The organism is Streptomyces marokkonensis, from assembly GCF_039539045.1.
Taxonomy (GTDB): domain Bacteria; phylum Actinomycetota; class Actinomycetes; order Streptomycetales; family Streptomycetaceae; genus Streptomyces; species Streptomyces marokkonensis.
This window is the reverse complement of record NZ_BAABCQ010000198.1, coordinates 1-13,207: the sequence shown is the minus strand read 5'-3', so window position 1 is coordinate 13,207 and position 13,207 is coordinate 1. Positions and strand designations below refer to the sequence as shown.

Annotated in this window: 13 protein-coding genes and 3 pseudogenes; 6 read left to right on the top strand and 10 right to left on the bottom strand. The window is 69.5% G+C overall.

Annotated elements, in window-relative coordinates:
- Together ABEA26_RS31770 and ABEA26_RS31765 are read right to left on the bottom strand one after the other, a co-directional pair.
- Positions 1 to 135: pseudogene (locus ABEA26_RS31770) on the bottom strand (RNA-guided endonuclease TnpB family protein); the annotation flags it as partial.
- Between the two features lie 159 nt (positions 136 to 294).
- Positions 295 to 1,044: an SDR family NAD(P)-dependent oxidoreductase gene (locus tag ABEA26_RS31765; RefSeq protein WP_345596993.1), complete on the bottom strand. Its 750-nt coding sequence runs from the start codon at positions 1,042 to 1,044 to the stop codon at positions 295 to 297.
- Between the two features lie 128 nt (positions 1,045 to 1,172).
- On the opposite strand from ABEA26_RS31765, the gene ABEA26_RS31760 reads away from it, so the two are divergent.
- Positions 1,173 to 1,607 carry an Rrf2 family transcriptional regulator gene (locus ABEA26_RS31760; protein WP_345596991.1) on the top strand — a complete coding sequence of 145 codons (435 nt, stop codon included), beginning with the start codon at positions 1,173 to 1,175 and terminating at the stop codon, positions 1,605 to 1,607.
- An 880-nt stretch (positions 1,608 to 2,487) separates the two neighbouring features.
- On the opposite strand, the gene ABEA26_RS31755 is transcribed toward ABEA26_RS31760, so the two are convergent.
- Positions 2,488 to 2,943, bottom strand: coding sequence for a DUF6228 family protein (locus tag ABEA26_RS31755; RefSeq protein ID WP_345596989.1), 456 nt, complete (start codon positions 2,941 to 2,943; stop codon positions 2,488 to 2,490).
- 893 nt (positions 2,944 to 3,836) lie between these two features.
- On the opposite strand from ABEA26_RS31755, the gene ABEA26_RS31750 reads away from it, so the two are divergent.
- A complete protein-coding gene (locus ABEA26_RS31750) occupies positions 3,837 to 4,037 on the top strand; it encodes a hypothetical protein (protein ID WP_345596988.1) in 201 nt (66 codons plus the stop codon).
- Here the strand turns inward: ABEA26_RS31750 and ABEA26_RS36455 are convergent.
- Positions 3,984 to 4,106: pseudogene (locus ABEA26_RS36455) on the bottom strand (IS481 family transposase); the annotation flags it as partial. The gene ABEA26_RS31750 and the pseudogene ABEA26_RS36455 overlap by 54 nt on opposite strands.
- A gap of 274 nt (positions 4,107 to 4,380) precedes the next feature.
- The gene (locus ABEA26_RS31745) at positions 4,381 to 5,106 is read right to left on the bottom strand and encodes an SDR family oxidoreductase (protein ID WP_345596995.1); all 726 of its coding nucleotides are present in this window, start codon (positions 5,104 to 5,106) and stop codon (positions 4,381 to 4,383) included.
- Between the two features lie 87 nt (positions 5,107 to 5,193).
- Here ABEA26_RS31745 and ABEA26_RS31740 point away from each other — a divergent pair, with 87 nt between their 5' ends.
- Together ABEA26_RS31740 and ABEA26_RS31735 are read left to right on the top strand one after the other, a co-directional pair.
- The gene (locus ABEA26_RS31740) at positions 5,194 to 6,072 is read left to right on the top strand and encodes a LysR family transcriptional regulator (RefSeq protein ID WP_345596986.1); all 879 of its coding nucleotides are present in this window, start codon (positions 5,194 to 5,196) and stop codon (positions 6,070 to 6,072) included.
- 324 nt (positions 6,073 to 6,396) lie between these two features.
- Entirely contained in the window at positions 6,397 to 6,774 is a 378-nt protein-coding gene (locus ABEA26_RS31735; protein ID WP_345596984.1) for a nuclear transport factor 2 family protein, read from the top strand.
- 347 nt (positions 6,775 to 7,121) lie between these two features.
- Here ABEA26_RS31735 and ABEA26_RS36600 read toward each other — a convergent pair whose 3' ends face one another.
- A complete protein-coding gene (locus ABEA26_RS36600) occupies positions 7,122 to 7,253 on the bottom strand; it encodes a DUF6192 family protein (protein WP_486388984.1) in 132 nt (43 codons plus the stop codon).
- Positions 7,254 to 7,278: 25 nt separating this feature from the next.
- Complete coding sequence (locus ABEA26_RS31730) at positions 7,279 to 7,635, bottom strand: MerR family transcriptional regulator (RefSeq protein ID WP_345596983.1); 357 nt, start codon at positions 7,633 to 7,635, stop codon at positions 7,279 to 7,281.
- Between the two features lie 427 nt (positions 7,636 to 8,062).
- On the opposite strand from ABEA26_RS31730, the gene ABEA26_RS31725 reads away from it, so the two are divergent.
- Positions 8,063 to 8,968, top strand: coding sequence for an NADP-dependent oxidoreductase (locus tag ABEA26_RS31725; protein WP_345596982.1), 906 nt, complete (start codon positions 8,063 to 8,065; stop codon positions 8,966 to 8,968).
- A 430-nt stretch (positions 8,969 to 9,398) separates the two neighbouring features.
- Here the strand turns inward: ABEA26_RS31725 and ABEA26_RS31720 are convergent, their stop codons facing one another.
- The 3 genes from ABEA26_RS31720 to ABEA26_RS31710 all read right to left on the bottom strand — a co-directional run bounded on the left by ABEA26_RS31720 (position 9,399) and on the right by ABEA26_RS31710 (position 12,981).
- Positions 9,399 to 10,700, bottom strand: coding sequence for a GNAT family N-acetyltransferase (locus ABEA26_RS31720; protein ID WP_345596980.1), 1,302 nt, complete (start codon positions 10,698 to 10,700; stop codon positions 9,399 to 9,401).
- Positions 10,697 to 11,794: a ribosome small subunit-dependent GTPase A gene (gene rsgA / locus ABEA26_RS31715; protein WP_345596978.1), complete on the bottom strand. Its 1,098-nt coding sequence runs from the start codon at positions 11,792 to 11,794 to the stop codon at positions 10,697 to 10,699. The genes ABEA26_RS31720 and rsgA overlap by 4 nt, the downstream gene beginning before the upstream one ends.
- A 215-nt stretch (positions 11,795 to 12,009) precedes the next feature.
- On the bottom strand, positions 12,010 to 12,981 hold the full coding sequence (locus tag ABEA26_RS31710; protein WP_345596976.1) for a site-specific recombinase: 972 nt from the start codon (positions 12,979 to 12,981) through the stop codon (positions 12,010 to 12,012).
- Between ABEA26_RS31710 and ABEA26_RS31705 the strand changes: the two are divergent.
- A pseudogene (locus ABEA26_RS31705) lies at positions 12,969 to 13,132 on the top strand (IS4-like element ISSav1 family transposase); the annotation flags it as partial. The gene ABEA26_RS31710 and the pseudogene ABEA26_RS31705 sit on opposite strands and share 13 nt — an antisense overlap.
- Positions 13,133 to 13,207 lie beyond the last annotated feature (75 nt).

The following is a 13,207-nucleotide window of genomic DNA, read 5'->3' as shown; positions in this document are numbered from 1 at the left end:
CCCTTCGGGCAGGGGCCGCGACCACACGACGGCCAGCGGGCCGGCCATCTTCGCCGGCGTCAGTCTCCCGTCGCGGAAGCGGAAACCACTGGTGGTGTACTCGGCCGACTTCCGCGACTTCTTCCGCGACTCGAAGGCGCGGATGCAGCGGCGTCGCAGCTCACCGCGCACAGCCTGGAGCCTGGCAGGGGACCGGGGACCGGGGACCGGGGAGCGGGGAGCGGGGAGCGGGGACCGGGACGTGGCGCGCCCCGAAGGCACGATGTCCTTCGGGGCGCGTGGCAGGGGTTCGGTTCAGGCGTTGTAGCCGCCGTGGGCGTCCAGCACCGCGCCCGTGACGTACGACGCGGCGGGGCTCGCCAGGAAGGCGATCGCCGCGGCGATTTCGTCGGGGTGCCCCATGCGCTGCAGGGACAGCGAACTGACCAGGGCCTTGAGGGTCTCGGGGTCCGGCGGTTGCATGCCGCCCTCCATCAGTCCGGCCTCCACGACGTTGGCCGTGATGTTCCGGGGCCCGAGGTCGCGTGCGACGCCCATGGTGTACCTCTCGATGCCTGACTTGGTCGCCGCGTAGTCGGCAAGGCCGGGGGCGCCGACCCGGGAGCCCAGTCCGGAACTCACCGTGATGATGCGGCCGCCCTCGCGCAGCACTCGGGAGGCGGCCCGGATGACGGCGATCACGCCGAGGTAGTTGGTGGCGTGCATCCGGTCCAGTGCGGCGGTGTCGGCGTCCGGGTCGTCCACCGTGCCGGCCACGGAGATCGCCGCGTTGTTGACGAGGATGTCCAGGCCGCCGAAGTGCGCGACCACGTCGTCGATCAGCGCAGGCGCCCGGCTCGTGTCCGCCTGGTCGGACTGGATGGCGACGGACTTGGCTCCCTTGGCGTGTACCTCGTCGACTACGGCCTGCGCCTGCTTCTCGGAGCTGACGTAGGTGAAGGCGACGTCCGCGCCCTGTTCGGCCAGCAGCCGTACGGTCGCGGCTCCCAGTCCGCGCGACCCCCCGGTGACCAGGGCGACCTTGCTCGTGAGTGGCTTGCTCATTCTTCTCTCCTCGTTGACTGCCTCTTCCCGACTGTCGCAACAGTAATTGTTACGACAGGCTGTTGCAACTTTCACTGTTACGACTGGGCTGCCGTAACATGAAGCGTTGCGGCCGAGAGGAGGAGTTCATGAGCGCCAACAGCAGGCTGACCATCGGCGCCCACGCGCTGGCCTGGATCGGCCTCTACCAGCGCCAGGGCCATGAGGTCGCCACCTCCGAGCAGATCGCGACCAGCGCGAACACCAACCCCGTGGTGATCAGGCGGCTGCTGGGCGAGCTGCGCAGGGCCGGGCTCGTGGAGTCCCGGCGGGGCGTGGGCGCGGGCTGGTCGCTGGCACGTGAGCTGGAGTCGATGACCCTGCTCGACGTGTACGAAGCAGTGGAACCCGGCCCGCTGTTCGCGATGCACCGCACCATCCCGGACCAGGGATGCGTGGTGGGCCACGGCATCCAGCCGGCGATGCAGAGCATCTACGAGGGCATTGAGAAGACCCTGAGGCACGAGCTGGCCCGCGTCACGCTCGAGAACGTACTCCGGGACGTACTCGCGGTACCTCGCTAGGCTCCCCGTTACGCCCTGCCATCACCAAAACCCCATCCATGCCCAGGCCGGTGAATAGCCTGGCGACCAGTCACGCCAAAGACGGTTGCGTCATCTCTCGCTCCAGGACCAGCTTGCCGGTTGGCACTCACCGTGACCGGGCGGCCTTCTGGGATCCGGTGCATGCTGGATCCTGAGCTGCTGGAGCGGATCACCGCGCGGCGCGCGGAGCTGGACGCACTCGAGGAACAGCTGGCCAAGCAGCTGGCAGAGGTGCGGGCCGAGAGGGACGAGCTCGCCGTCGCCGAGGGGGTCCTTGAGCGGACGAGCGAACAGCTCGCCGACGAGCGCCTCTGTCGCGCCGGCGCCCGCGCAGGTGGGCGGACGTGCGGTGATGCTGATCCCGCACCGCACCTCGGGCGTGGAGGAGACCGCCCTTCCGCCGGATTACCAGCGCATGCTTGTCGCCGTGCTGAGTGCCGCCGGTCCGCTCATGGCCCGGCAGGTCGGCGACGTGCTGGGAATCGGCCCAGCACAGACGAGGACGATTCTGTTACCCGGTACAACCAGAGTTCGATCCTCAGCCAGCGAAAGCCCACCAGAGCGATACGTGCGGGCTCCCGGGCTGGCGCGCGCGTGCCACCTCACCCACACCCGGCGTCCGCAACGTTGTGCAACTCGCGAGCCGACTCCAGAATCGGATCGCTTCTCCGCGAGCGAATCAGCAGGAGCATCGCGGATCTGCTGAGGCAAGCAAGTATCACGGCGTGATAATCCCGGCGGAACGCTGACCCGCCTCGGTCGAGATGAGTCGCGGTCAGCTCCGGCTTCGCCTGGTGGTCTCAACGGCGCAACCGGCCCACCCATGTGCCACCAGCGTCCAGGTGATTCGTATGCCGTGTCACCGCGGTTCCCCCGCGAGGAAGTGCCGGACATCGGCCGCCAGGGAAGCCATCTGCTCACCGGCCTCCAGCCAGGTGGTCACCGAGGCGCTCCAGCCGCCGGCGGCCTTCGGCCATGGCCGCAAGGTCCAGGTCAGTCCGACGTGGCCGCCGGCCCGGAAGACGGCTGACAACGCGAGGTCACGGTCGTTGGTCTGCCAGGCTCGTTCGCCGTCCCATCCCCGGTAGTCAGCGGCGAGCTCTTCCAGGAACGGGGCAAGATCGCTGTCCCAGATCCAGGCGACGATCTCATCGACTCGGGCGGCCATGCCTGGTGCCTGCAGTTCGACGGCATAGTGCACGGAGTCTTCGTCGAAGCTGAACCGATCGGCGAACCTCACACCGACAGACAAGTTGTCCTGGCAGTGGATCGTCACGCTGGCCATATCGGCAGTGCCGACGTCTGGGGTGGTCATGGGCGGAACGTTAGGTCAGCAGCACGTTCGACGTCACTTCGATTCGTTGTCGGTGGAGCGGAGAACGGCTTCGGTAACCGGCGGTGTGTCCTCAAGGCTCCCGGCCCGGCTCCGCCGGCCGGTCCTGGCCAGGGTCGAGGGGCGCGTGCGGCAGAGGAGCCGGGGCGGTGGTGCCGCCTCGCCACACCGGGCTCACCCGGACGCAGGTGAAGCGCCATTGCCCAGTACGGCCACACCTTTGCGGGGTCAGGTGGCCGGGCCTTCGAACGAGCTTCCGCTACTCGGTCCGCGGTGTTGTCGTTGTCTGGGCGAGGGGCGCGTGGGGAGGCGACCTGCGCACCTCCTACGTCTCCTGTGCCTCGAACGCGACCCCTTCCCTGCGGCAACAGGAGTGGATGCTGCCTCTCCCAGTCAGCGCACCAAGCTGGGTTTCCGTGACGACAAGCAGCACCAGCGACAACTCTGCACCCTCCCTCGATCCGGCGAGTTCCAGGTCACCGCCTGTGCCCAGTCCAAGGCAGGTGGTGAGAGCGCCTATGAGCACTACTGCATTCACGCGACCGAGGCGACGGCTTGGCGATGACCCGTACAGCGCGTCAGCAGGGCCGGGCGTGCGACCTGACCTGAGACAGGTTCCGAGTCCGGCCAGGCTACCCCTGCTGCCCCCGCGCGAGGCAGAACATCCCCCACCGGCAGGCGCAAGGCGCCATGGCCACTCTCACGCCCGGTCCCGCAACGTGGGCAGCGCATGACCGGTCATCGCCAGCCGCTGTCCCACCGCACCGTCACCGGCCCTCAAGGCATTCTCCTGCTCTGCCCACACCAGGCCCCGCCATCCCTTCCTGCCATGCCACCTCCCCGGCCGCGCCGGAAGCGACGACGGTGATGATCCCGTGGTCGTCACCGGTTTCAAAGCCACCTGTGCCCGCAAGCTTGCACCCGCCGAATGGGAGGCCAACCGCGTCCTGGCCGCCGGACGCGCCCCGGGCGAACGCGGCTTCGCCCATCTGGAGAACTGGCGGATCCTCACCTCACCAAGCTCCGCACTGTCCCCGCTCGCGCCACCCATCTGTTTCGCGCGCTGCTCGTCCTGACGAACGTCGAGGCCACCCGGCCAGGCGCAGGCGGCCGGTCTCGGTCAGAAGTGCGTTGCGGTGGACCATGTGGGGGTTGCTGCTCGGAGAACGACAAGGGCCGGGTGCACGAGTATGTCTCGTGCACCCGGCCGTTTCGTGGCCGCGGTCAAGGGGTGAGGTACGTGGAAAGTTGTGAAAACGTGGGTGGGCTCGCGCGGAACGCGTGCGCTATTCGCGAGTCGCCGGCTCTCCCAGGCAGGGCTCGCCGGTCATGCTGAGCAGGTGGGTGTGGGGTCCGCCCCGGTTCCTGGCGGGTGCGTGGCGCGCCTATTGCCACCTCGGCGCGCTCGCGCGCGCAGAGTTACCAGGCGACGGCTCCCTTGTCGTCGAAGAAGCCGCCCCGGGGGCCGTCGTCGGGCAGGGTGGCGAGGCGAAGGACGATCGCGGCGCCCTGCTCGGGTGTTCGTTCCCCGGCGAATCCGGTGAAGTCGGTTGCGACGTACCCGGGGCATGCCACGTTCACGATGATGTCCGTGTCGGCGAAGCGGCGGGCGTACTGTGCTGTGACGCTGTTGAGCATCGACTTGGAGGGTGCGTAGGCGGCCATGACCGGGCCGGTCTGCAGCGTCAGCGAGCCCATGTTGCTGGACATGTTGACGATCCGGGGCGAGGCGGCACGGCTGAGCAGCGGGAGCATCGCGTTCGTCACCCGTACCACCCCGAACACGTTCGTCTCCAGGACTGTGCGCAGGACGTCGAGGTCGAGGGTCGTGGGGTCCTGCGCCCCGTCCTCGAACCGGCCGGAGATCCCTGCGTTGTTGACGAGGACGTCGAGTCGCCCGGCTTCCTTCTCGATGCTCGCGGCCGCTGCGGCGACACTGCCGTCGGAGGTGACATCGAGGGCGACTCCGAACGTATCTGTTCCTGCGGCACGCAACCGCTCCACGGCCTCTTCGCGTCGGGCGTCGTCCCGCGCCCCCACGGCGACGGTGAAGCCAAGGGTTCCGAGGCCCTGAGCGATGGCGAAGCCGATTCCCTTGTTCGCGCCGGTGACCAGCGCTGTCTTCGTGTTGTTCACGCTGCCCATGTTCAGCGCGGGGCGTCCGTCTCGTCCAATATCGATCAAGTACGTTGTGATACCCGGCGGGTATCGCGAGGCGGATAGGCTAGGCGCATGGACGACCTGGAGACCCGCGAGCTGCGGTACTTCGTCGCGGTCGCCGAGGAGCTGCACTTCGGGCGTGCGGCCCAGCGGCTCGGGATCGCGCAGCCACCGCTGTCGCGCGCCATCCGGCAGATGGAACGTCGGCTCGGCGTCCAGCTTCTGGACCGGGACCGACGGGGGGTGGCCCTCACCGGCGCCGGCGAGGTTTTGCTGCGCGAGGCCCGGGTGTCCCTCGATGCGGTCGCGGCTGCCGCGCGCCGGACCCGGCGGGCGGCGGATCTCCAGCAGTCGCTTGTACTGGTGACAAAATCCGGCGCATCACACGAGCTGCTTCAACGGCTCCTCGCCTCGTGGGCGGCCGACACCGATACGTCACCGGTCGAAGTCGTCCTTTGCGAGGTCGGCGAGCAGGCACAGTACCTGCGCAGCGGGCGCGCGGATGTGGCCCTCATGCACCGGCCGGTCGACGACCTCGCCGGGTTCGATACCGAGGACCTCCACACCGAAGGCCAAGTCGCCCTCCTCCCGTCGGGACACCCGCTCGCCGCACGTCCCCAGTTCACCCTCGCGGACGTCGGCAACGTGCCGGACCTTCCCATCGCCCGATGGCCCCGGCTCGACGGCTCCTACCCCGACGGCCCCGGCCCAGAGGTGCACACCCAGTCACAACTCGCTCAGCTCGTCGCGCTCGGCAAGACCCTGCTCGTCATTCCTGCCTCCAGCCGCGCCTGGCAGTGGCCCGACCATGTCGCGGTGCCCGTCGTCGACGCCCCGGACATCACGACCGTGCTCGCATGGCCGGCCGGCCACCACTCATCGGCCCTCGCCGCACTGGCCCGGGCCGCGGCCGGGCTTCGCAACAGGCCACCAGCTGCGCCCACGCGCTGAACGCAGGCCCGCTCGCCCGATGCGACTGTCCACCATCGCCGAGCTGTCATGCCCACGGCACCCACCCCCTCTCCCGCAAGTGCATCGGCGAGTGGAGGCCAGTCGCCTGGGGAGATCGCTCCGACCTGCTGTTTCACGATCGCAGGCCGGACCGGGCGCAATGGCTGGAACTATCGCCTCGCCAGGTCCCTCACGGTCAGCGGCCCGTACAAAACGCGCGGCGAGGGAGGAGCTGCTGCTTGGGGGGCTGCTTGGGGGGGGGCGTGCCAGGCTTCTCCTGGACCCCAAGGTCGGGTGTCAGTGGCTAGTGCAAGAGTGTCTCCCATGGAGCCTTCGGAAGTGGTTGAGGCCTTGTGGGATCAGATCCAGGCGCGCGATTGGTCAGCTGTCGCCGGCCTGGTCGCAGAGGACGTCGTGGTGGAGTGGCCGATCAGCGCGGAGCGCATCGTCGGCAACAAGAACTTCGTCGCGGTGAACAGCGAATACCCGGGGGGCTGGTCGATTCGGGTGTTGCGGATCGTGGCTGACGGCAACGAGGTGGTCTCCGAGGTCGAGGTGCCGCACGACGAGTTCGGCGTGTTCCGCGCAGCCTCGTTCTGGACCGTCGAGCAGGGACAGATCGTGCGCGGCAGGGAGTACTGGACAAGCGTTGGGGCTGATCCACGCCCGGAGTGGCGGGCGGCTCTGGTTGAAGTCATGTGAGGAGGCTCTGCCGCTCGCATCGACGGCCCGGCTGATTCAGCCGTGATACGAGAAGGGCCGTGCGGGCCGGGCTGGTCGTGAAGCTGCCCTGGGTCCGCACGGCCTGCTCCCATCCTGCCCTGGCCGGTGTTTCCCGCATACACTTCGCTTCGTCGAGTTGTTCGCTGAACTCGCCGCCCAGTGGGAGGCAGCGCGACAGTCTGCGCTTCGCGAAGCCAGTGCGGTGAACGCCGTAGGACGCCGAGCGCAAGCCGAAGCCGGCCTTCCGCGACCGGCGGCTTCCGGCAGTGGCCATGGCGAAGTCCAGGTAAGCGGCCGTACGAATCCAGGCTGATGGCCACAGGAAGTCACCTGCCCACCTCTCCGGTGTCGATGGCGTGGTCGATCCAGCCGCAGGCCACCCGGACCCTTGCTATCCGCTCGTGGACGTTGTCCCGTTCGAGAGGTTGCGGCCGACCGGTCCTGCGGTGTGCCGGCACCGTGGTCAGCCGCGGCCTGGGTTGATCAGTCCTGCACCACGTTCGCCGCGGTCACATTCTCGATCACACGGGCGAGGTTGGTCTTGGCCCGGGTCAGGTCCTGGATGCGTGCGGCGATGCGGTCGCGTTCGACGGTGAGCTGGTCGAGCATGGCGGGGGTCGCGACGCCCGTGCTCACGCACGGCAGGAGTTCGACGACGGTACGGCTGGAGAGGCCGGCCGCGAAGAGGTCCTGGATGAGCTGGACCCGCTCCAGGGCTTCGTCGGGATAGTCACGCTGCCCACCGGGCGTCCGCGCCGATTCCAGGAGCCGCTGTTCCTCGTAGTAGCGCAGGGCCCGCACGCTGACCCCTGACCGCCTGGCGAGCTGTCCGATGCGCATGACGCAGGTCACTCACTTCCCGCTCGTATCTCACGTTGACGTCAGGTTCAGGCTAGCGATACCGGCTCCGGGGCCGGTCCCGGGGGCCGATCGAACCGTTGCCGGCTCCGAGAATGATCATGGTCTGGTGGGCGGACCCGAGGGCGTTCACGCGGTTCACGTACGCACGGCAGCCCTCGCGTCGTGCCGGGGTCGCCGAAGCCGTCCGAGGGCACATGGGTATCGACCGTGACGGGCGGCGTGATCCCTCGTAGGGGCGCAGGTCCCCCACGCTCACCCCGCCCGCTCGGCAACCTCACCCATTCGCGCCTGCCCTTCTCCGGCCGGGCGGCAGTTGCGACTTGCACCTCACGTCAACGTCAGGTTCTAGAGTGACGGGCGTCGGACGAACACGTCATTCCGGCCCGTCAGAGTGAGGATGACCCTTATGCGCGCAGCCCGCTTCCACGAATACGGCCGAGCGGAGAGCCTGGTGATCGAGCAGGCCCCCGACCCCCACCCCGAACCTGGTGAGATCCGTGTCCGCGTCGCGGCGGCCGGCGTCAATCCCATCGACTGGAAGCTGCGTTCCGGCGCCCTGCACCAGATGCTTCCCCTGGAGCTGCCCGCCATTCCCGGGCGCGACGCCGCCGGCGTGGTCGACGAGATCGGTGACGGAGTGCGGGGAGTGAGCATCGGCGACCGGGTCTTCGGGCTGGGCGGTGTCACCGGCGCGACCGCGGAGCTGGTCATCCTCTCGGCCTGGGCGCACACCCCCGCCACGTGGAACGACGAGCAGGCCGCGGGCGCCGGTCTCGCGTCCGTGACCGCGATGCGTGGGCTCGACGCGCTCGGCTCCCTCGCGGGGCGCACCCTTCTCGTCGAGGGTGCCGCCGGAGGCGTGGGCAGTGCGGCGGTCGAGATCGCTGTGGCACGTGGTGCCACCGTGATCGGGACAGCCGGCGAACGCAACCACGAGTTCCTCACCTCTCTCGGCGCCGTTCCCACCACCTACGGCCCCGGCCTCGCACAGCGCCTCACCGTTCTCGCTCCGCACGGCGTCGACATCGTGCTCGACACCGCGGCCTCCGGCTCGCTGGACGCCCTCGTCGCGATCGCGGGCGACCCGAAGCGCGTCGCGACGGTCGCCGACCACGCGGGCGGGCAGCGTCTGGGCACGCATGTGGTCAACGCGGAGAACGACTCCACCCTCCTGTCCGTGGCCGCGGAACTGGGCGGGCAAGGCCGCTACACACCCCGTATCGAACAGGCCTACCCCCTGGAGCGGATCGCCGACGCCCACGCGCACGCCGAGCGCGGACGCACCCGAGGAAAGATCGTGATCTGCATCTGAACAGGCCCACGAGGTAGGTAACGCAACGTGCGGGCCTGCGTGGCGAGCGTGCCCTTGATCGGTACCGGCGAGCGGGCGGTCCGGAGCGGGCCGATCTCCATGGTGGACTTGGCCCGTTCCCCCCGCAGGTCGCCGCCCTGTTGCTGGAACACATCATGAACCGCGGCAACATGAACACCGCTACCAACCCGGCGTCCCGCTGGCTCTTCCCAGGCCGCCGCCCCGGCCGGCCCCTCGGCCCCAACCACCTGTCCGCGCTACTGAACCAGGCCGGAATCCCGATCGCCGCCGCCCTCCGCCAACAACTCCACGAGAGCCCACCAGTAGCTGTGCCGCTGTGCCGCTGTGCCGCTGTGCCCCAAGGCCGAACACGCGGCCTGGAAAGGCTGTGGCGCCCCAGGGGACAAGCCCCGGGGTGCCACAGCAGCGGTCAGACGCCAAACGCAACGGGGTACTGGATGGTGCCCGTCGGGACCGGGCGAGTGTCGTTCAGAGCCATGGCCATCATGGCCTCGTCAGGTACTTCGAAGGGGGCTCGGATGCCGAAGCGGGAGGCTGGCGTGAAGCCGAACCGAGGGTAGTAGTCGGCGTGTCCCAGGACGACAACGAGGTTCTCTCCCGTGGCCCGGGCGGCGGCCAAGGCGGCGCGGATGGCCGCGGAGCCGGCACCGGCGCGCTGGGCCTGGGGCAGTACCGCGCACGGGGCCAGGGCGAGGGCAGGTTGACCGTCGACGTGGCAGCGGGTGAGCAGCGCGTACCCGACCGGGGTGCTGTCGGGGGCTGCGGTGACCATCGACAGACCGTCGATCCACGCCTGCGGGTCGGCGCGCAGGGCGTCGACGATGTCGGCCTCGGCGGCGGTGGGGAAGGCCGCGAGGAGGATGTCACGGACGGCGGGGATGTCGTCGGCGGTTTCGGTACGGGCAGTCCAGGTGGTCATGGTTCCGTTCTCAGCGGTGTCGTGGGGGCGGAGGATGTAGGCGGCGTAGTTGTAGTCGCTGCCGTGTTCGCGCCGCATGTCGATCTCTGTCCGGTGTGCGGCCAGGGCCTCCGGCATGCCGGGCTGCTGCGGGTCCGCTCGGGTCAGACGCTGGGTGAGCGGCGTGTAGTACTCGTCCCACCAGTCGCTTTCCGGAAGCGGCCAGTGCGCGCGGAGGCGATAGCCGGCGGCCTGCGCGGCGTCGGTGTTCGCGGCATGGGTGCGCAGTGGGTAGGCCGCGTCCCAATAGGCGCACACCGGGGCAGCGGGGTTGGGCACGGTCCATTCGATTTCGGTGATGACGAGGACGCCGCCCGGGGCGAGCAGGCGACGCCAGGCTCGCAAGGCGACGTCAAAGCCGATGGTGTACACGGACCCCTCGGCCCAGATCACGTCGAAGCCGTGATCGGGGGCGGGCAGCCGGTCCATCGAGCAGTTGACGACCGTGACCTGGTCGCCCAGGCCCCGGCGGGCCGCCTCGGCGGTGAGGCCGTCCAGGAAGGGCTGGTACAAGTCGACCGCGGTGACGTGCGCACCGACTTCTTCCGCCAGCAGCAGGGTGGAGCGGCCGGGGCCGCAGCCCGCGTCCAGCACCCGCGGGCACTCGGGCAGTGGCCCGGCCATCTCCAGCAGGCGCCGTGTGGTGGCGTCCGAGCCGGGGCCCTGCCGGGGCAGATCGTGGTGCAGGGCGAAGAACGCCTCCGTCACCGGGTCGGTGCCAGGAGCGTGGTCGGGTGTGTCGGTGTCGTTCACAGCTGGCGCTCCCGGAACTGATAGGTGGCACGCAGATGCCGCGTGATGTCCTTCTTGGCGGCCTCGCGGTCGGTGCGCAGCCGAGCGTCGGTGCGGGAGGCTGCGTAGGCGTTCTCCCTCAGCAGTTGGTGGTAGCTGTCCAGACGGCGCTGGGGAATCTCGCCTGCCTCGACGGCAGCCAGCACCGCGCAGCCGGGTTCGCTCACATGCGCGCAGTCCGTGAACCGGCAGTCCTGTGCGAGGCGGTCGATCTCGGCGAAGCTTTGCTCCAGCCCGTCCTGGGCATAGTGCAGGCCGATCGCGCGCAGACCGGGAGTGTCCAGCAGGACCCCGCCGCCGGGCAGCGGAATCAGCTCCCGCCATGCGGTGGTGTGCCGCCCCTTGCCGTCCACGTCGCGCACAGCGGCGGTCGCCAGCCGGTCCTCGCCCAGCAGCTGGTTACCCAAAGTGGACTTACCTGCGCCGGAGGGGCCGAGCAGCACGATGGTGCCGTTCAGGACGGCCGTCAGGGTGTCCAGGCCCAGCCCGGTAGCGGCGCTGGTGACCAGCACATCTGTGCCTGGTGCCACCTCGGACACCTCGGCAGCGGCCAGTTGCGCGTCGGCACACTGGTCGGCCTTGGTGAGCACCACGACCGGCTGGGCGCCGCTCTCCCAGGCCAGGGACAGCATGCGCTCGGTCCTGCCGTGCTTCAGCGGGGTACCCAGCGACACCGTCACCGCGACCGTGTCGATGTTGGCGGCCAGGACCTGGCCACGGGAGGTACGCGAAGCTGTGGATCGAACCAGGGCGGTGCGTCGCTCCAGTACCGCGTGCAGCACTGGTCCGTGATTGGTGGTGGCAGGGCGCAGGGCGGCCCAGTCGCCCGTGCATGGCGGCGACAGCGCATTCTTCTGATCGGCGGCACCGGGGATCTCCGCACGGAGGATTCCGGCGTCGGTGACTGCTTCACACGAGCCGCGTTCGGCTCGCACGATACGGGCCGGGATCAAGCCGGCATCGCGATGGGGCGCGAAGGCGTGCGCGCACGCCTCGTCCCAGCCGTAGTCCGCCAGGGAGTACGGCTGGGCATGGCGGAAAGTAGATTGAGACAACGTAGAGACCCTTGAACAGGGACCCCGCTGAGCGGGTAGCTCCTCCCCCGCGAGTCATCGGGCTAGGGCGGGGGTGAACGTCAGGTCAGACCGGGGCTCGGGACGTGAGGATGGTCCGGTGTGCGCTGCACACGGCAGCGGCCTTCACGGCAGACATCAACTCACCTCCCTCTTCTGGTCCCGCAGTTGACCCGATTGTCCCTGCTCCCCCAACGCTAACACGTCCATTCCCCGGAGTCGGACAGCGCCGGAGCGCGGCGTAGCGCTCCAGGGAGCGGACGGAGGCGTGGCGGGATCGGGCCAGAAGCACCGGGGTTGGAGGTTGCGCCCTTGGCGTCGTACGTCAGGGGGCTGTGACGGAGCGGGTGGAGAGTCCAGCCGTCCAGGTCCTCGATGTCGTCGGGTGAGGCGAGGGGGTTGGCCGGCAGCCGGGTGTTCTCCTCGAAGATCTCCGCGGCCCGGCGGTAGGAGAGCCGGGCCCGGCCGGTCTCCTCGCACACGCCCGGCGTCGCCGTCCCGGCCGGCGCCCTGAGGTCGGTGAGGAACAGCGGGCCGCGGGTACGGCGGGCGATGAGGCGGGGCAGCAGCTGGATGGTGCCGGATCGCGAGTGAACCCACTCGGTCGCCCCGCCCTTGGCGGTGACCCTGCCACGCTTGACCTGCGGGTAGAGGTCTTCCACGTTGAGGCACAGCACCTCGTCGGCGCGTGCGGCGGACTCGTAGGGCATCTTCCACTGCGTCTTCTCCCGCAGCGCGACGTCGAGGCGCCACAGGGCGGCGATCTGGTTCCCCGCGAGAGCCTTGGTGCGGTCCGGCGGCGCCGGCCGCCGCTCGATGCCGATCGTCGGGTCGCACTCGATCCAGCCGTGTCGCTGCCACCAGCCGATCGCCTTGCGCGCGGACAGCTCCCGGTTGACGATGTCGGCGGCCATCTCGTCCGCCCGCGCCGCCGCCGGCTCAGCCAAGACCTCCGGCAGTACCGGGTCGTCGATCGTGGCGACGGGGAAGGCGGGCGGCTTCGCGCCCCGGCGGGCGGGCCCGGTCGGCGCCGGTTCACCGGCGAGCATCCCCCTCCACGTCGTGAGCGAGATCCGGTGGATTCGTGCGGAGGACTTCGCGATGCCCGCGCCGGTGAGGTACCGCTCGACCGCCGCGGTGTACGACGCTGGCGGGCCGGACTGTGTCATTCGACGGCTGCAGTTCCCAGAAGGTCCCCGACTCCGGGCGAAACAGGGCCGGCTGGGGCGAACCTCCCACCACTTCTATCCCACACTGGAGCTGATGACGCTGGTCGAGACCGGCACACGAGCCTTGCTCGGCGGGGTGTTCGGGCCCACCGGACTGGGATCTTGAGGTTTCAGAGGAAGTAGCACCAGGTGGCAAGCAAGTACCGAAGCGGGTGCACCGAGGAGT